Source organism: Lysobacter arenosi (assembly GCF_016613475.2).
GTDB classification, from domain to species: domain Bacteria; phylum Pseudomonadota; class Gammaproteobacteria; order Xanthomonadales; family Xanthomonadaceae; genus Lysobacter_J; species Lysobacter_J arenosi.
Window position 1 is genome coordinate 2604251 of the sequence record NZ_CP071517.1, and the last position, 16868, is coordinate 2621118.

Genomic DNA, 16868 nt, shown 5'->3' on the forward strand with positions numbered 1-16868 from the left:
GCAGGCGTATGCTGATGTCGCCGCCACCTGGGAGCCGGCCATGAAACGTTCACTCATTCTGTTCGTCGCGATGGGCATCGCGATGGTCTCCGGCTGCGCGACCACGCCAGCCGTTTTCACCGACTACGACCCGGGCGTGAGCTTCGGCCAGTACCGGACCTACCGCTGGGCGCAGAAGCCGGAAGGCTATTCGCCGCTCGAGCAGCAGCGCCTGGTCGCGGCCGTCGACGCCAAGCTGCGCGAGCGCGGCTGGACACAGTCCACCGAAGCGCAGATCGACATCGTCGCCAACGTCGCCACCGAGACGCGCTACAGCCTCGACAGTTTCTACAGCGGCCCTGCGTGGGGCGGCTGGGGCTGGGGCGGCGGTTGGGGTGGCTGGGGTTGCTGCGGCGGTTGGGGCTGGGGCGCGAGCTACGGCTCGACCACGACCCGCGCCTACACCTACGGCACGCTGGTGCTGGACATGTTCGATGCGCAGAGCAAGCGCGCCATCTGGCGCGGCATTGCGCAGGGCACGGTGCCGTCCGATCCGCAGCGGCAGACCACCAACATGCTCGCCAGCGTCGACAAGATGTTCGCGACCTTCCCGCCGGGCGCGCCGATCGCACAGGCGCAGTAGCAAGTCAGAACCTGCCAGTGCGGCGCCGGGGAGAGATCCGGCGCCGCACTTTCTTCAGCCGCCCCCTTGCGGCGTGAATAGCAGGTCGTGGTAATCCCAGCTGAAGTCCGCCAGCGGCGACACCGCCTTCATCGTGATGCGGTCGACCTTGCCGTCGGCGTCGACCCCGAAACTGACGTAGGCCGGTTCGGCCGTGCGGTCGTCCCAGCGAACCTGGTACGTGTCGTACTGCCAGTGCTCCAGGGTGCCGACCATGTTCGGCGTCTGCTTGAAGTCCAGGCGCAGGCGACCCTTCTCCTGTCGGATCTCAATCGGGCCATACCACGGGTCGGCAAACTTGCCGGCATAGCCGTTCAACGGCAGCGACGGGCGTGATGGCTTCTTCTCGGTCTTGCTCTTGGCGAGGAAGTCGAGGGCGCCCTGGACGCGGGCCTTCTTGTAGGCAGCGAAGTCGCCGACCCAATCGCGCTTCGGTCCGCCCAGGTAGTGGTCGAGCAGCTCGAAGGTCAGGCCGCGCAGGACCACGCCATCCTCGGAGTTGATCTGCAGCGAGAAGGCGACCTGCTTGTCGGGGATCAGCACCACCATCGTCTGCACGCCGAACACCGCGCCGCCGTGCTCGATGATCTTGGCACCGCGGTAGTCGCGCACATCCCAGCCCAGCGCGTACGCCGAGAACTGCGGGGTGGCTTCCGCGATCGGCGCCGGATAGGCGTTGATCGGCATCAGCACCTGTGGCGTCCACATCTCGCGCGAGGCGTCCTCGCTGAAGAGACGGCCCTTGCCGTCCGGCAGTGCGCCGTGGGCGAGCTGGATCTGCAGCCAATGGCCGAAGTCGTTCGCGCTCGACGACACGCCGCCGGCCGGCGACGCGTTGGCGCCCAGGCTCTGGCGCTCGTCGAGCACTTCCTGCTTGCCGACGCCGCGGAAGCCGCCGTCCATGCGCGCATGCGGCTGCACGCGGTTGGCGGTAGCCCAGCGGTCGACATCGCGCGTGGTCGAGGTGCCCATGCCGGCCGGCTTGAGCACGCGCTCGCGCACGAAGGTTTCCCAATCCTGGCCGCTGACGTCCTCGATCAGCTGGCCGGCGACGGCGTACAGCAGGTTGTCGTAGGCATAGCCGCTGCGGAAGCTGGTTGCCGGCTTGATGTAGCGCAGGCGGCGCACGGTTTCGGCGCGGCTGAGCGACGAGCGCGGCACGAACATCAGGTCGCCCGCGCCCAGGCCAAGACCGCTGCGGTGCACGAGCAGATCGCGGATGGTCATCTCGCGCGTGACCCAGGCGTCGTACATCTGGAAGCCGGGGATGTGGTCGATGACCTTGTCGTCCCAGCCGATCTTGCCTTCGTCGACCAGCACGGCCAGCGCCGCGGTGGTGATCGCCTTGCCGGTCGAACCGGTCGGGAAGATCGTGTCGGCATCGACCGGCTCGGGCGAGCCCAGCTTGCGGACTCCATAGCCCTTGGCATGCACCACCTTGCCCTGCTCGACGATGGTGACGGCCATGCCGGGCACGCCCTGCTCGCGGATCACCGCGTTGACGTGCTCGTCGAGGTCGGCCGGCGGCGCCGCCCACGCGGCAAAGCTGAAGGCGACCCCGGCTACGGCCGGGACGATTCGTAGCAGGGTTCGCTTGTGCATGCGGCGCTTGGCAGACATGTTCATCCCAGACATTCGTTGATGAGTGCTTCGAACTCGGCGCCGCCGCGGATCGGGTCGGCGACGGCACAACCGAGGCGGTCGCTTTCGGCCGCCAGCAGGCGGCGCGCGGCGTCCTCGTCGAGGTGGGCGGTATTGAGGCTGACGCCGCCGCAACGGATGCGCGGATTGGTGCGACGGCCCAGCTGCAGGTTCAGCGCGATCGTGTCTTCGATGCTCGGCAACGCGTAGTGCGCATGTCCAAGCACGCGATCACGACCAGGCTGGTGGCAGACCACGACCACGTCGGGCTGGCTGCCATGGAGCAATGCCAGCGACACGCCGGCGTAGGCCGGATGGAACAGCGAGCCTTGGCCTTCGATGACATCCCAATGGGCCGCAGCCGCATCCGGCGTGAGCATCTCGGCCGCGCCGGCAGCGAAGTCGGCGATCACCGCATCCATCGGAATGCCGCCGCCGGCGATCAGGATCCCGGTCTGGCCGGTGGCGCGGAAGTCCGCATCCAGCCCGCGCGAAGTAAAGGCGCGCGCCAGTGCCAGCGCGGTGTACTTCTTGCCCAGCGCGCAATCGGTGCCGACGGTCAGCAATCGATTGCCGCTGCGTTTGCGGCCGGTGGCGATCGGCAGCTTGTCCGGCGGACGGCGCACGTCGATCAACTCGCGGCCATGGCAGGTGGCGGCGCGCTGCAACGCAGGCAGTTCCGACAGCCGCATGTGCATGCCGCTGATGATGTCCAGACCTGCTTCCACCGCGGTGATCAGCGCGGCCACCCAATGCTCGGGGATGACACCCCCGGCATTGGCGACGCCGATGACCAGCGCGCGTGCACCGGCCGCGTAGGCCTGCGTCGGCGACATCGCCGGCAGGCCCGTGCTGACACGGGCGCCGGGTAGCAGGTACTCGCCCACGCACCGCTCCGGCGCCCAGTCACGCAGACCGAAGGCGGTCTTGGCGTAACCGGGTTCCACCGTGTCCCCCAGGAACAGCAGGTACGGCGCGGGCAGCGCGGGCGGCTCGGATTGGTGCAACGAACGGGCGGCGTGCATCTTCGATCAGAACCTGTAGTCGACCTCGATGCCGAAGGTCCGCGGCTGGATGGGCGCGGCGACGAGCTTCTCGGTGACGTCGGTCAGTTCGCTGGTGACGTCGCCGATGGACTGGTACGCGCGCTCGTCGCTGACATTCTTCACGTACGCGCGGAACGTCCAGTTCTCGTTGCTGATGTAGGCGTTGAGGTCGGCAACGGTGTAAGCGTCCAGCTCCAGCGGCAGCGTGACATCGCTCATCAGCAGCGTCGGCGGCGCGGTGCTGGGGTCGAGGATGTCCTGGCGCGTGGTGGTGCCGTTGCGGCGCTCGCTGACGTAGCGCAGGGCGCCGCCGAAGTGCGCGGTCCAGCCGTTGGACAGCGGCAGGTAGTAATCGGCCGTCGCATTCCACGACCACTCGGGCACGTACGGCAGGGCATCACCCTTGGCGCCGCTGGTGATCTCCACCAGGTACGGCGGCGACGATGCCCGGATCACCGGGAAGCTCTCGTCGAGCTTGGCATCGGTGTAGGAACCGTTGAGGCCGACCTGGAAGTTCTCGGTGGCATGGAACACCGTGGACAGCTCCATGCCGGTGCTGCTGGCCTTGCCGGCATTGACCAGGCCGGACACGCCGTTGACCACCGAGGCCACCTGGATGTCTTCCCACGCGATATGGAAACCGGTCAGGTCGACCTGCACGCGGTTGTCGAGCCACAGCGACTTCAGGCCCAGCTCGTAGTTGGTCAGCGTCGAGGAATCGACCTGCGAAGGCAGGCCCTCGACCAGCACGTTCGGGCCACCCGGCTGGTAGCCGGTGGCAACGCGCGCGTAGATCATCGCCTCGTCGCTGAGCTGCAGCTGCGGGCTCAGGCTCCAGGTGAACACGTCCTCGGAGGAGCTGTTGGGCGTGTCGCCGATCGGAAGCAGGATGCCTTCAGTGACATTCTGCGAGAAGTCCTGCTCGTTGCGCGCCCAGCGCACGCCGGCACCGATCTTGAAGTCGTCGGTGAAGTTGTAGGCACCGTTGGCGAAGAACGCGGTTTCCTCGTAGGTGCTCGGGATCGCCATCACCGCCAGCGTGCCGGCGATGCTGTCGTACGGCGCCGGCAGCGGCGAGCCGTCGAGCTGGTTCAACTTGGCGACCTGGTTCTGAACGGCGTCTTCCTTGGTGTAGAACACGCCGGCCATCCACTCGAACGGGCCGCTGTCCTTCGAGACCAGGCGGAACTCCTGGGTGAACTTGTCCAGGTCCAGGCCGATGTCGAACGACGAGCTGCCCGGCTCGGGCAGGCCGAGGAGCAGGTCGGCGACGCCGCCGAACTGGATGGTCGAGTCCTGGCGCTGGTTGCTGCGCGACTCCGAGTAGCCCGTGGCGGACACGAAGTCGGCCCAGCCCAGGTTCCAGTTGACGGTGGCCGAGTAGAAGTCGACGTCCTTGTAGAACGGTTCGTCGACGAAGACGTTGTTGGTCAGGTCGCCGAACAACGGCTTGAGCGATTCGGGATCGAGCGCGACCTGGGCGTTGTTGTCGCTGTCGACGGTCTGCCGCATCGCGGTCAGGTCGAGCGTTGCGGCCTCGCCCTGCCAGCGCATTGCCACGCGCGCACTGGTCTGCTTGCCGGAGTTGATGTCTTCCTCGCCGTTGACGCTGTTGTCGATGTAGCCCGGCAGCTCGTTCTGGGCGTAGCTCACGCGCAGGCCGAGGCGGTCGTCGACCAGCGGCACGTTGGCACCGAAGCGCGCGTTCCAGCCCAGGTCACCGGAGTCCTCGACGCTCGACAGGCCGCCGCCGACGCGGAATTCGGTGGCGCTCAGGTCAGGCGCCACCGACACGTACTTGATCAGGCCGCCCATCGCGCTGGCGCCGTACAGCGTGCCCTGCGGTCCGCGCAGCACTTCGATGCGGCCGATGTCGTAGGGCAGCAGGTCGAGGGCGAAGAAGTTGGCGGCCTGGTAGATGCCGCTGGAGCCCAGCGGGGTTTCGTCCAGGTAGGTGCCGACGGTCGCGCTGGAAGACAGCGGCGACACGCCGCGCAGCGAGACCTTGGTCTTGCCGGGCGAACCGTTGGTGCTGATGTACAGGCCCGGCACGGTGGCCTGGAAGTCGCTGAGCTGGGTGGCGTGCGCGTTCTCGATGCTCTCTTCGGTGATCACGCTGATCGAGGACGGCACCTCGCGGATGTTCTCCGAGCGCTTGTTGGCCGTGACCACGACCTTGTCCAGCTCGGTCGCGCTGTGACCGCCGGCGGAGGCGGCGTCCTGTGCGAAGGCCGATCCGGCCACTGCCATCGCCAGCGTGCCGGTGATGACCATCGCCAGCGGGCTGCGGCGCAGCGTTCGCATCGACGTGCGCGTGGATGACATCGGGTTGCTGCTTGCGTCAACGTGATGCATATCGTCGTTCCCCTGGTGGTCTGTGATGCGAACTAAGGAGTCGTCGGGGCCGCGATCGTGGCCGCCGCAGGCAACTGCGCGACCGCTTCCACCCGGCGGGTGGGACGGTCGAGCAGCCACAGCAGGACGCCGGCGGCGATGCCGACAGCGCCCATGAGTACGAAGAAAGAGGAAGGCCCGAGCACGCTCCAGTACGTGCCCAGCAAGCCTGCGAGCAGGCTGCCGCCGAAGGTCGCGGAGAACCACGCGGCGATGGTGGTGGCGCCGTGGCCGGCAGGCGCCAGGCGCGCGAACAGGCCCAGGCCGATCGGCAGGATGAAAAGTTCGCCCGAGGTCAGCACCAGGAAGAACAGCGCCAGCCAGATCCAGCTCGCCTGTCCTGCCGGTGTGCTTGCGCTGACCGCGGCGAGCATCAGGTAGGCGCAGGCGACGCCGATCGCGCCCATCGCCATCTTGCGCGCCGGCGCGGGTTCGCGACCGTGTCGCGCCTGCCGCGTCCAGTGCGCCACGAACAACGGCGTGAGCACGATCACCAGCAGTGGATTAAGCGACTGGAACCAGGTCATCGGGATCACGAAACCACCGAGCATGCTTCCGGCGAGCGTCCGGTTGATGCCGGTGTCGGCCCACAGCGCGATCGTGTTGCCGACCTGCTCGTAGGCGCCGCGGAACAGCATCACCGTCAGTGCGATGGCGACCAGCACGCGCAGGCGCTGCCACAGTTCATGGCGCTGCAATGCGACGGCGGGCGTGGCGGCCGTGTCCTTGCGAGTCGGATGCAGCCCTTCCTCGGGCAGGTGGCGCGCGCCGAGCACGTAGATCAGCAGGCCGGCGACCATGCCGATGCCGGCGGCGCCGAAGCCGTAGTGCCAGCCGTAGAGTTCGCCCAGGGTGCCGCAGACCAGCGGCGCCAGCAGGCCGCCGACATTGATGCCGACGTAATAGACGTTGTAGGCCGAGCCGCGACGCGGATCGTCCTTGGCGTACAGGCCGTCGATCTGGCTCGGCAGGCTCGGCAGGAACAGGCCGTTGCCGAGTGCGATCGCCGCGAGCGCGAAGTAGAACAGGCTCTCGGAGGCCATCAGGAAATGGCCGAACGCCATGATCGAGGCGCCGATGATCACGGCGCGGCGACGGCCGAGCCAGCGATCGGAGATGACGCCGCCGATGATCGGGGTGAAGTAGACGGTCGCGGTGTACACGCCGTACACCAGCGACGCCTGCTGCTGGCCAAGCAGCAACTGCTTGGTCATGTAATAGACCAGCAGCGAGCGCATGCCGTAGTAGGAGAAGATCTCCCACATCTGCGTCAGGAACAGCACCGAGAGGCCACGCGGCTGGCCGAACAGGTCCCGGCTGCGCGCGCTTGCGACCATGATCAGCAGCCGCCCCAGACGTTGCCGGGGCAGTCGACCTGGCCGTCGGCGTAGATCACCCCCGGGCTGCGGTCCTGCGCCAGGAACAACGCGCCGTCGAGATCGACGATGTCGCAATGCTGGCCGAGGACGAAACCGGCGCCCATCGCCCAGCTGGTGCCGATCATGTTGCCGACCATCACCTGCAGGCCCAGCGCGCGTGCACGCTCGGCCATCAGCAGGCCTTCGGTGAGGCCACCGCATTTGTCGAGCTTGATGTTGACCACGTCGAAGCGGCCCAGCAGCGGTTCGATCTCGTCCAGGCCCTGCACGCTTTCGTCGGCGGCGATGGCGACGGAGCAATCGAGACCGTCGAGGCAGGCTTCGTCGCCGCGCGCACACGGCTGCTCGAGCAACGAGACGTCCTCGTCGACCAGCACCGGCACCAGGCGTTGCAGGGTGTCGGCGACATAGCCCTGGTTGGCGTCGACGCCGAGCCAGACGTCCGGACGCGCAGCGCGCACGGCGCGGACGCGCTCGATGTCGATGTCGACCTCGCCCGTCAGCTTCATCTTGATCGCGCGGGCATGCGTATAGGCCACCGCGCCGGCGCCCATCACCTGCGGCTCGTCCGCACCCAGTGTGTAGGTCGTCAGCAACGGTCGCGCCGATTCCAGGCCGGCCAGCTTCCACACCGGCACGCCGGCGCGGCTGGCCTGCAGCTCCCACAGCGCGCAGTCGAGCGCGTTGCGGGCGCCGCCGGGCGGCAGCAGCGAGCGCAGCTCGTCGCGGCTGAGCCCGGACTCGATCGCTTCGCGATGCGATTCCAGCGTCGCCAGCATGTCGGCGGGCTCATCGCGAAGGTAATAGACCCCTGCCCCTTCGCCACGGCCCTGGTGCGGGCCATGGCGCAGGGTCACCACCGTCACCGGCGAATCGCGGAAGACGTGACCGGAGATGCGGAACGGCTTGGCAAGACGAAGCAGTTCATTGCGGATATCGACACTGACGGCAGTAGCCACTGAAGTATTCCTGCCGTCGTCAGTAGTTGGCGCCGTAGCCGAGGATGTTCTGGGAGATGCCGAACCACAGCAGCCCCAGCATCGACAGCGCGAGCACCACGCTCCACAGCTTGGCCGGCCAGCGGCGACCGCTGCGCAGCACGTGCCATGCATTGGCCAGGCCGACCAGCGTGGCCAGCGGCAGCACCACCAGGTTCAACAGGCGCAGCGTGTTGACCCATATGTCGTTGGCCGGCGAGAGCATGTCGAGGCTGCTCAGCATCGCTATGGCCATGGCCACCGCGCCGCCCAGTGCGACCAGCACGGCCAGCGATGCGATGCGGATGCGCTTGTGCCAGACGGCGTCGGCACCGACGAGCTGGTACGGCACCTTGTAGTGGCGACGCACCAGGGCCGAGATCGGCCATGCCAGCACGGTCAGCAGCAACGCGCCCAGGCCAATGGCGAGGATCGGCAGGAACACGCCGCCGGAGCGGTACCAGGGCGTGCGGTCGAAGACCATGAAGGGCGAGATCGGATCGGTGCTGAAGCGCACGACCTTGCCGTCGACCACTTTGGCGGCGATGCGGTCGGCACTGTCGAGGTCGCGCCAGACATACGGGGCGACTTCGCGCCACTTTTTCGGTGCACCGTTGGCGCCGAGCAGGTCGGGCACGGTGATGGTGCCGTCCTCGTTGGCGACCACGGTCGGCTGGCCGAGCAGGTAGGCCAGCGCGACGAAGCCATCCTCGGAACGGCGACTGTTGTCGTAGCGGCCGGCGATCTGCGCCGCGTGCTGCTTGGCGGTGGCTTCGTCGACCTTGCCTTCGGCGTTCGGGCCGGGCAGGTAGCGGTCGGCGAACCCGTGGAACAGCTCGTTGCGGACCACGTGGGCCGCGCCTTCCTTGCCACTGGAGTTGACCGAGATGTAGAGGCCGACGCCGTCATCCGGGAACAGGTGCAGGTCGCTGTGGAACCACTGCGTGTCGCCGGCGTGCGCGACCGAGCGGTGGCCGTTGATGTTGGCCTCGTAGAATCCCAGCGCCATGCGGTTGAGCGGCGGCAGGATCGTCAGCGTGGTGTCGTGCATCTGCCGCGCGGTCGCTTCCGACAGGATGCGCGCATCGCCGTAAGCGCCGTTGTTGAGGTGGGCGATCATGAACTTCGCCATGTCCGCGCCGGTCGCGGCCAAGCTGCCGGCCGGTGCCGGGTTGACGATCTCGTACGACTTGGCCTTGCCCTCGGACGCCTTCGCGTAACCGCTGGCCATCAACGGCTGCAGGTGCTTGGGCAACGGCTGGCGGAAGCTCGAGTGCTGCATCTCCAGCGGCTTGAAGATGTGCTGGTCGATGTAGTCGTCGAACGACTGGCCCGACACGCGCTGGACCACGTAGCCGGCCAATGCGGTGGCGTAGTTGGAGTACGACGGCGTGACGCCCGGATCGTAGATGCGCGTGGGCACCCAGTGCTTGAGGTAGGTCTCGAGCGGGATCAGGCCCTTCTCGTCGTTGGCGATCAGCGCGCGCGCGGTTTCTTCCATGCCCGTGGTGTGGGTCATGGCCTGGCGCAGCGTCACCGGCTTGCCGTCGCGGGCGGGAACGGCGAAATCGAGGTACTTGTTGATGTCCTCGTCGAGGTTGAGCTTGCCCTGCTCGACCAACTGCATGACCGCGGTCCAGGTCAGCAGCTTGGACACCGAGCCCGGGCGGAACAGCGTCCTGTCCGGATCGACCGGCTTGCGCGAGGCGACATCGGCATAGCCGTAGCCCTTCTGCAGCAGCACCTGGCCATCCTTCACCACCACCACGACCGAACCGGCGATGTCGCCGCGCTTGAGCGCGTAAGGCATGAAACCGTCCAGCCAGGCTTCGACGTCGGCGCGGTTGAGCGCGGCCACGCCGGGGGCTTGCTGGATTCCAGGCGCTTCGGTCGCCACGGCTGGCGCATTCGACAGGGCCGCCGGTGCGTCCGGTACCGGCACCGCAGGCTTCAGTTCCTGCCCCTGCTGGGCCAGCGTAGGCGAACCTTGCAGGGCCAGGATCGTTCCGATCAGGCACGAGACTGCAGTCAGACGCATCGACACGTACTCCCCAAGTTCATGCCCGAAGGCGGATCCCCACTGGCGCATCCGGCCAAACCGGGCGCAGTCAGGCCGCTTATCGACCTGTTTGGGCATTAATGATCCTAATCAGAGAATTGTCAACCCGTTCTGGCCAATCTCGGCAAAACGCAGGATCATGGCTACCAGTCCCCGGTGCGCCGCCAGGCGCGTCCGGACGAAGTGCCCGGCAGGAGCCCCCGCTAGATGACTTCGCAACACCCCACGATTGGCAGCCTGCTGCGCTCGCTGCGCGCGCGTAATGGCTGGACGCTCAAGGAAATGAGCGAGAAGTGCGGCATCCCGCTCTCGACCCTGTCCAAGATCGAGCACGACCGCCTGACGCTGAGCTACGACAAGCTGTTGCAGCTGAGCCAGCGGCTGAACATGCGCATGTCCGAACTGTTCGCCGAGACCGACGAGGCCTCCGAGCCGGCGGTGACCGCGCGTCGCAGCATCGGCCGCATCGACGACTCCATCCGCGTCAACACGCCCAACTACGACTACTACTACCTGTGCCCGGAACTGCGCCGCAAACGCATGATCCCGGTGGTCACGCGCGTGCGCGCCAAGAGCATCCGCGAGTTCGGCGACCTGGTCCGGCATTCGGGCGAGGAGTACATCTACGTGCTCGAGGGCCGCGCCGAAGTGCACACCGAGTTCTACGATCCGATCGTGCTGGAGGCCGGCGAGTCGGTGTACATCGACTCCAACATGGGCCACGCCTATGTCGCCGCCGAGGGCTGCGAGGAGGTCGTCCTGCTCGGCGTGTGCTCCAGCAGCGACGAGCAGCTGATGCAGTCGCTGATGACCCTGCACGGCGACGAAACCGCCCGCTGACGCCGGCAAACATGTGGCTGGCCGCGCACCCTGCCCGGCCGCGTTGTTCAGCAGACTCCGGTTTGCCGAGGTGCCGCATGAACGACGAGCTGACTCCTGCGCGGATCATCGAGGTCGGCATGGGTTTCTGGCCGGCCAAGACCCTGCTCTCGGCGGTGGACCTGGACCTGTTCACGCGCCTGGGCTCGGCCGCGATGACCGGCGCCGAGCTGCAGGCGGCGCTGGGACTGAGCCCGCGCGCCAACCCCGACTTCTTCGACACCCTGCTGGCGCTGGGCTTCCTCGAGCGCGACGGCGACGGCGCGCAGGCGCGTTACCGCAACACGGCCGAGACCGCGCTGTTCCTCGATCGCGCCAGCAAGGGCTACATCGGCGGCTTCCTGTCGATGGCCAACGACCGCCTCTACCCGTTCTGGGGCGACCTGAGCGAAGCCCTGCGCAGCGGACAGCCGCAGAACGAGATCAAGCGGACCGGCGCCTCGATGTTCGAGGAGCTGTACCGCGATCCGGCCCGGCTGGAGCAGTTCATGGGTGCGATGGCGGGCATTTCGGCCGGCAACTTCCGCGCCTTCGCCGAGGCCTTCGACTTCTCGCGCTGCACCACCCTGTGCGACGTCGGTGGCGCCACCGGCCAGCTGTCGATGGCAGTGGCCCGGCGCCACCCGCACATGCGCTGCATCAGCGCCGACCTGCCGGTGGTGACGCCCATCGCCGAGCGCGAAATCGCCAAGGCCGGGCTATCGGACCAGGTGCGCGCGCAGTCGGTCGATTTCCTCACCCAGCCGTTGCCGAGCGCCGACATCATCACGATGGGGATGATCCTGCACGACTGGAACCTGGAAGGTAAACGCCATCTGGTCCGCGCCGCCTACGAGTCGCTGCGCAAGGGTGGCGCGTTCGTCGTCATCGAGAACCTGATCGACGATGCCCGGCGCGAGAATGCCTTCGGCCTGATGATGTCGCTGAACATGCTGATCGAGTTCGGGGACGCGTTCGACTTCACCGCGCGCGACTTCGACGGCTGGTGCCGGGAAGCGGGATTCGAACGTACCGAGGTGATTCCATTGGGCGGGCCGGCAAGCGCGGCGGTGGCCTGGAAGTAGAAGCAACGTCCATGGGTTCCCGCCTTCGCGGGAACGACGGCCCCCTACACCTCGCGACCGCGCGGCCGCAGCCACTCCAGGTCGCGCAGGGCCGCGTCGTAGGCAAGGTCGAGCTGCTCGCTGCGATAGCGGCTCATCTCGCGGATGTCCGCGGCCAGGTGCGCAACCCGCGCCGGATCGTACTCGGCCTTCTTTGCCCGATACGCCGCCTCGATCTGCTCGCGGCTGGCATCGGCGGGCACGCCCAGCTCCTCATGCCACATCAGCGCCTGCCCCTGCGGCACCGCAGGCGGCGCCGCGCGGCCGCCCTTGCGCAGGTTGGGCCACATCACCGCCACCAGCCAGTAGCCGAGCGCACCTGCGCCCACGATCACCATCAACTCGGTCGTCGTCACCGCAACACCTCCAATCGCTGCTTCGCCTTCAGCAACCGCGCATCGTCTTCGGCGAAATCCAGGGCCAGTGCCATCCGCTCGCCAATGGCGCGACCGGTGCGCGCGGCATCCTCACCCGGCAGTACACGGCTCGCCACGTCGATCGCATTGCCACGCAAGCCACGACGCAGCGACACGCGCCGGATCAGGTTGATCGCATGCGGCGGGCAACACAATGCTTCGAATGCAATCGAGCGCGCCTCGCCATCGCTCAGCCCGAACACACGCCGATACCGCCACAACTGCACCACCAGCCAGGCACAGGCGGCATACACCACCGCGGTCAATGCCAGCAGCGCCAGCGGATGCGGAAAACGCCACAACAGTAACGGCAGCGCCAGCAGCAGCAACCACCACAGCAACCGGCACCCACCTTTCAACGCTGCCAACCCGGCGACGAAATGATTCAGCCCGGCCCAGTACTCCGGTCGCGCATCGGCGCCATCGTCGAGCCAGGTCAGGCGGAATGTCGGGGCAGTCGGACGAAACGGATTGGGCAGGTACACACGCCGACCGGCCAGTTCGAACCCCGAACCGGTCGAGGCCCGCCAGCGCCAGCCCGACCGTTCGAGCACCACCTCGTCGTAATGAAGCAGCAGCATGGAGTCCTGCAGGTATAGCGCGAGGACGCCGACCACCAGCAGGAACTCCATCGGCAGGTTCATTGCACCGTGCCGTCCTTCTTGCCGAAGAACTTGCGGAAGGCCGCCCAGCCACCGGCGACGCCCAGCAGCACCAGCTTCCAGGCCTTGGCCAGGAACACCGCGATCGCCGCGAAGAAGCCCTTCTTCGAGGCCACTGCCGCGGCACCGCCAGTGATCAGCGCGGCCAGTCCGTACTCGGCGACGTGATCACCCGCCTGGAACTCGGCGTACTTCTCGCCGGCGTTGAACGAGTAACCCGGCACCAGGCCCTTGAAGTCGGCAATGGCGGCGTCGAGTCCTTCCGGATCGGCGACCAGCACCACTTCCATCACGCCATGGCGGCCGAGCAGGCGCGTGTTGTAGTTGACCACCTTCTGCTTCGACTGTTCGGCCTCGGCAAGGATGGCCCACTCCAGCAGTTGCAGCTGCTTGTCGTACTGCGGCTTGAAGCTCCAGCCTTCGATGCGCATCGTCTCCCAGCCGCGCTCGCGGCGTGCCGAATTGGATGCTTCGGTGCCTTCCTTGATCGAACCGAGGATCTCGTCCGGATCCAGCGTCTCGTCGTCCTTCACGTAACCGACTTCGTCGTAGCTGAAGAACGAGAACCAGCTCAGGTCCTTCGGTGCCAGCGTGTACTCGTCGCTGCCGGTCGGCGGGTTCTGCAGGATCTCGTTGAGCTGGCGCGTGCCTTCGGCGCCGAGGAACGCATAGCCCTTCGGCACGTCGATCGCGGCCTTGCCGGCGATCACGCCCTTGCTCGGGCCGACCTGCCACGGCAGGCTCGTGATTGCCGAGTCGCCATCGGATTCCTGCGCGATCGCAGGCATGAGCCCGGCTGCCAGCGTCAGCGCAATCGCCGCCAGCACGGAAAACAGATGCTTCCGCATGATTCGTTCTTCCCCTGGTTGATGTGGATTCGCACGAGCCAGCGGTCCCCACCGCCGGTCCCGCCGGTATTCCACATGCGCAGGACGGGGCCAAGCCTAAGGGCTGCGGCCCTGAACGGGCAACAGGCAAGGCCAGTTCGGCTATGTGGCGACCGCCGCGACTTCAGGCCAGCACGATGTCGAAGTGAAGCAGGCTCGCACCCGGCTCGATGTCCGGCGTCGGCGCGATCACCCTGGCGATGACCGTGTCCTTGCTTCCCTTGATCGCGTTGAAGATGCGGTCCTGGCTGTTGAGCTTCTCGCCGGGGAAGTACATCTGCGTGACCAGGTGCTGGTCGGCCGCAACCACGTCCAGATGGATGTGCGGTGGACGGACATTGACCGGGTTGGCCGGATTCATCGGATAGGCGCCGGGCTTGATCGTCTTGAACCGGTAGCGTCCTTCCGCGTCGGTCAGTTGCGTGGCGAAGCCCTGGAAGTTGGGATCCAGCGGTTCGGGATTGATGTCGTCGGGATGGTCGTAACGACCACCGGCATTGGCCTGCCACAGTTCGATGCGGGCTCCCGGTACCGGCTTGCCATTGCTGTCCAGTACGCGCCCGGTCACATGGATCACCTGCCCCTTGGCGCGCCCGGGACGCCCGGCGACAACGGTCAGATCCATGTCCTGGTCGAGCGGCCGCAGCTTCGGGTAGAACGGGCCGCTGGTCTGCGCAGGCGTGGCCGGCAGCAGGGTCCTTGCCAGGGCGCCGCCCCAGCGCGACGCCAGGGTGAAACCCGCGAGCGCGCCGAGCAGGTATCGACGCGAGTCAGGCACCTTGGGCACCTTGCGCATGCGCTGCACTCCCGCTGGCCGTGATGATGGGAGAACGCTGCCGCTGCCGCGACACGGACATCGCCATGCGCTGTCCCGGTTCAGGCCCAGAGCCGTAGCGGCAACAGTCCCCAGTACATCAACACCAGCGCCCATTGCAGCACCGCCAGCATCGCCAGCAGCTCGACCCGGGTTGCAGTCGACAACGGCCGCCGCCGGTAAGCCACCGCAAGGCCGATCAGCATCGTCACCGGCAGCAGCAACGTCACCGCGAACAGCAGGGCGCTGGCCACGGTCAGGTCACCGAGCTGCAGGAACGACTGTCGCAGGAAGAAGGGCAACGGCACGAGCAATGCCAGCACGCCGAGCAATGGAGCGAACACCGGCCGCGACACCAGCGCGCGCGGCGCGGCCACCAGCCTGGTCACGCCGGCGAGCAGCAACCAGACCAGTCCGAGCAGGCCAGCGGCCAGGCTCGTCCACAGCAATGCCAGCTTCAGCAGCGAGGTCTGCTCGTACGATTGCAGCCCGGTGCTGATGACACCCCTGCCATCGCCAAGCGTCAGCGCCACGTGCGAAGGGATCGTGCGATCGGCGGCGCGGAACAGCGCCCCGCCCGCGGGCACCAGTGTCAGTTCGGGCGACTGGAACGGCTTCAGGATCAGGCCACCGCGATCGCCGCGAACACGGACGAAGTTCAGCGTCGTGTCCAGCCAGGCAAATGATGCGAAGCGGTTGGGTGATGGAATGTAGTAGCCGCTCCAGCGTGAGATATCGACCGGCGCGGCCGTGACCGGTTTTCCGTGCGTTTGCACGCCAAGTGCATCCACCAGCGCGCGATCCAGCCGACCGTAGTCCGCGCCTTCGACATCGGCGTTGACGGCGACGAAGAACGCAAGCTGCCGTGCCGGAAACAGGCACAGCATCGCCCGGTAACCGACCGTGCTGCCGCCATGGCACTTGCCGACGGCGCCGTGGCGATCGCGCGTCGCCAGGCCAAGGCCGTAGCCCACGCGCAATCCGCCCCGCGCTGCCTCGGTGGCGACAGGCTGCCCCATCGACTGCAGCAATGCAGTGTCGATGAACGTTGCGCCGTCGATGCGGCCGTCACTCATCAGGAAGCGCGCCAGCCGGCCCATGTCGGCCGCGGTCGTGGTGAACTGCGACGCCGGCCTGAGGTCGATCGGCACCGCGAACTGCCGCTTGCCGGCTTCGAAGTGCCCCATTGCCAGGCGCGGGTCGGCACCTGCGCCTTCCTGGGTGGTGAATGCGAAGGTGCTGTCGTGCATGCCCAGTGGCCTGAGCAGGTTCGCGTCGAGATAGGCCTCGTAGCGCGAACCGACCACCGCCTCCACGACCATCCCCAGCAGGGTGTAGCCGCTATTGGAATAGGAATGCCTGCTGCCAGGGCGGCTGCGCACCTGCAGCGGCACGGATCGCGCGAAGGCATTCGCCAACGGCGCATCGGCATCCGCTTTCAGGCTGAAGACCTGCGAGAAGCGGGCATCGTCGAGGCCGCTGGTGTGGTCGAGCAGATGGCGCACGCGCACCGGATCGCTCGCCTGCCATGGGTTGTCGAACGCGATCCCCGGCAGCAGCGTCGATACGGGCGTGTCGAGCGTGAGCCGTTTCTGGCTGACCAGGTGCAACACGCCGGTGGCGAGCAGGGTCTTGGCAATCGAGCCGACATGCACGCGATCGTCGGCACCCAGCGCGGCACCGTCACGGGTGTCCCGGATGCCTGCTGCGTCGGTGACGATTCCACCGTCTTGCGTCACCAGCGCCCAGACCGCGCCCTGCAGTTGCTGGCCTCGCAGCTGCTCCGCCATGGTTGCGTGCAATGCGTGCCGCTGGGCGGGAGCCATGCCGGCAGCGGCCTGCAATGGCAACAACAAGAACAAGTAGGCCAGGACCAGCCATGAGCCGCGCGGGAATGCGCCGGTTCCATCCTTGGGACGTGATGCCATGGCTGCCTGATGGAGATGCGGT

The 16868-nt window shown here is 67.2% G+C and carries 14 protein-coding genes; 3 read left to right on the forward strand and 11 right to left on the reverse strand.

Annotated elements, in window-relative coordinates; translation table 11 throughout:
• The first annotated feature begins 40 nt into the window (after positions 1 to 40).
• Positions 41 to 622 carry a DUF4136 domain-containing protein gene (locus HIV01_RS12105; RefSeq protein ID WP_245156791.1) on the forward strand — a complete coding sequence of 194 codons (582 nt, stop codon included), beginning with the start codon at positions 41 to 43 and terminating at the stop codon, positions 620 to 622.
• A 54-nt stretch (positions 623 to 676) separates the two neighbouring features.
• Here the strand turns inward: HIV01_RS12105 and HIV01_RS12110 are convergent, their stop codons facing one another.
• From HIV01_RS12110 to HIV01_RS18170, 6 genes are all read right to left on the reverse strand, one after another.
• Positions 677 to 2287 (reverse strand): serine hydrolase, encoded by a 1611-nt coding sequence (locus HIV01_RS12110; protein WP_245156792.1) that lies wholly within the window; start codon positions 2285 to 2287, stop codon positions 677 to 679.
• The gene (locus HIV01_RS12115; RefSeq protein WP_200607435.1) at positions 2284 to 3327 is read right to left on the reverse strand and encodes an N-acetyltransferase DgcN family protein; all 1044 of its coding nucleotides are present in this window, start codon (positions 3325 to 3327) and stop codon (positions 2284 to 2286) included. The genes HIV01_RS12110 and HIV01_RS12115 overlap by 4 nt, the downstream gene beginning before the upstream one ends.
• A 6-nt stretch (positions 3328 to 3333) precedes the next feature.
• Complete coding sequence (locus HIV01_RS12120; protein WP_207526948.1) at positions 3334 to 5673, reverse strand: TonB-dependent receptor; 2340 nt, start codon at positions 5671 to 5673, stop codon at positions 3334 to 3336.
• Positions 5674 to 5735: 62 nt separating this feature from the next.
• Entirely contained in the window at positions 5736 to 7079 is a 1344-nt protein-coding gene (locus HIV01_RS12125; RefSeq protein WP_200607439.1) for a peptide MFS transporter, read from the reverse strand.
• A 2-nt stretch (positions 7080 to 7081) separates the two neighbouring features.
• The gene (locus HIV01_RS12130; RefSeq protein ID WP_245156793.1) at positions 7082 to 8080 is read right to left on the reverse strand and encodes a dipeptide epimerase; all 999 of its coding nucleotides are present in this window, start codon (positions 8078 to 8080) and stop codon (positions 7082 to 7084) included.
• Positions 8081 to 8099: 19 nt separating this feature from the next.
• Positions 8100 to 10136, reverse strand: coding sequence for a serine hydrolase domain-containing protein (locus HIV01_RS18170; RefSeq protein WP_245156794.1), 2037 nt, complete (start codon positions 10134 to 10136; stop codon positions 8100 to 8102).
• A gap of 228 nt (positions 10137 to 10364) precedes the next feature.
• Between HIV01_RS18170 and HIV01_RS12135 the strand changes: the two genes are divergently transcribed.
• Both HIV01_RS12135 and HIV01_RS12140 read left to right on the forward strand, forming a co-directional pair.
• Positions 10365 to 10997, forward strand: coding sequence for a helix-turn-helix domain-containing protein (locus HIV01_RS12135; RefSeq protein WP_200607443.1), 633 nt, complete (start codon positions 10365 to 10367; stop codon positions 10995 to 10997).
• A gap of 77 nt (positions 10998 to 11074) precedes the next feature.
• Positions 11075 to 12100: a methyltransferase gene (locus tag HIV01_RS12140; protein WP_200607445.1), complete on the forward strand. Its 1026-nt coding sequence runs from the start codon at positions 11075 to 11077 to the stop codon at positions 12098 to 12100.
• Positions 12101 to 12144: 44 nt separating this feature from the next.
• Here HIV01_RS12140 and HIV01_RS12145 read toward each other — a convergent pair whose 3' ends face one another.
• The 5 genes from HIV01_RS12145 to HIV01_RS12165 all read right to left on the reverse strand — a co-directional run bounded on the left by HIV01_RS12145 (position 12145) and on the right by HIV01_RS12165 (position 16846).
• Positions 12145 to 12495 carry a J domain-containing protein gene (locus HIV01_RS12145; protein WP_200607447.1) on the reverse strand — a complete coding sequence of 117 codons (351 nt, stop codon included), beginning with the start codon at positions 12493 to 12495 and terminating at the stop codon, positions 12145 to 12147.
• Positions 12492 to 13199, reverse strand: a complete 708-nt coding sequence (locus HIV01_RS12150) for a hypothetical protein (protein ID WP_200607449.1) — start codon at positions 13197 to 13199, stop codon at positions 12492 to 12494. Before HIV01_RS12150 ends, HIV01_RS12145 begins: the two co-directional genes overlap by 4 nt.
• Positions 13196 to 14065 (reverse strand): DUF2167 domain-containing protein, encoded by an 870-nt coding sequence (locus HIV01_RS12155; protein ID WP_200607450.1) that lies wholly within the window; start codon positions 14063 to 14065, stop codon positions 13196 to 13198. Before HIV01_RS12155 ends, HIV01_RS12150 begins: the two co-directional genes overlap by 4 nt.
• A gap of 163 nt (positions 14066 to 14228) precedes the next feature.
• Positions 14229 to 14900, reverse strand: a complete 672-nt coding sequence (locus HIV01_RS12160) for a dioxygenase family protein (RefSeq protein ID WP_200607452.1) — start codon at positions 14898 to 14900, stop codon at positions 14229 to 14231.
• Between the two features lie 80 nt (positions 14901 to 14980).
• Positions 14981 to 16846, reverse strand: coding sequence for a serine hydrolase domain-containing protein (locus HIV01_RS12165; protein ID WP_200607454.1), 1866 nt, complete (start codon positions 16844 to 16846; stop codon positions 14981 to 14983).
• Between the last annotated feature and the right edge of the window lie 22 nt (positions 16847 to 16868).

Bases quoted from the DNA above. Each gene is read 5' to 3' on its own strand.
- HIV01_RS12140 (WP_200607445.1), top strand. From the start codon at position 11,075: ATGAACGACGAGCTGACTCCTGCGCGGATCATCGAGGTCGGCATGGGT.
- HIV01_RS12150 (WP_200607449.1), bottom strand. From the start codon at position 13,199: ATGAACCTGCCGATGGAGTTCCTGCTGGTGGTCGGCGTCCTCGCGCTA.
- HIV01_RS12110 (WP_245156792.1), bottom strand. From the start codon at position 2,287: ATGAACATGTCTGCCAAGCGCCGCATGCACAAGCGAACCCTGCTACGA.
- HIV01_RS12165 (WP_200607454.1), bottom strand. From the start codon at position 16,846: ATGGCATCACGTCCCAAGGATGGAACCGGCGCATTCCCGCGCGGCTCA.
- HIV01_RS12160 (WP_200607452.1), bottom strand. From the start codon at position 14,900: ATGCGCAAGGTGCCCAAGGTGCCTGACTCGCGTCGATACCTGCTCGGC.
- HIV01_RS12105 (WP_245156791.1), top strand. From the start codon at position 41: ATGAAACGTTCACTCATTCTGTTCGTCGCGATGGGCATCGCGATGGTC.
- HIV01_RS12120 (WP_207526948.1), bottom strand. From the start codon at position 5,673: ATGTCATCCACGCGCACGTCGATGCGAACGCTGCGCCGCAGCCCGCTG.
- HIV01_RS12125 (WP_200607439.1), bottom strand. From the start codon at position 7,079: ATGGTCGCAAGCGCGCGCAGCCGGGACCTGTTCGGCCAGCCGCGTGGC.
- HIV01_RS12135 (WP_200607443.1), top strand. From the start codon at position 10,365: ATGACTTCGCAACACCCCACGATTGGCAGCCTGCTGCGCTCGCTGCGC.
- HIV01_RS18170 (WP_245156794.1), bottom strand. From the start codon at position 10,136: ATGCGTCTGACTGCAGTCTCGTGCCTGATCGGAACGATCCTGGCCCTG.
- HIV01_RS12155 (WP_200607450.1), bottom strand. From the start codon at position 14,065: ATGCGGAAGCATCTGTTTTCCGTGCTGGCGGCGATTGCGCTGACGCTG.
- HIV01_RS12115 (WP_200607435.1), bottom strand. From the start codon at position 3,327: ATGCACGCCGCCCGTTCGTTGCACCAATCCGAGCCGCCCGCGCTGCCC.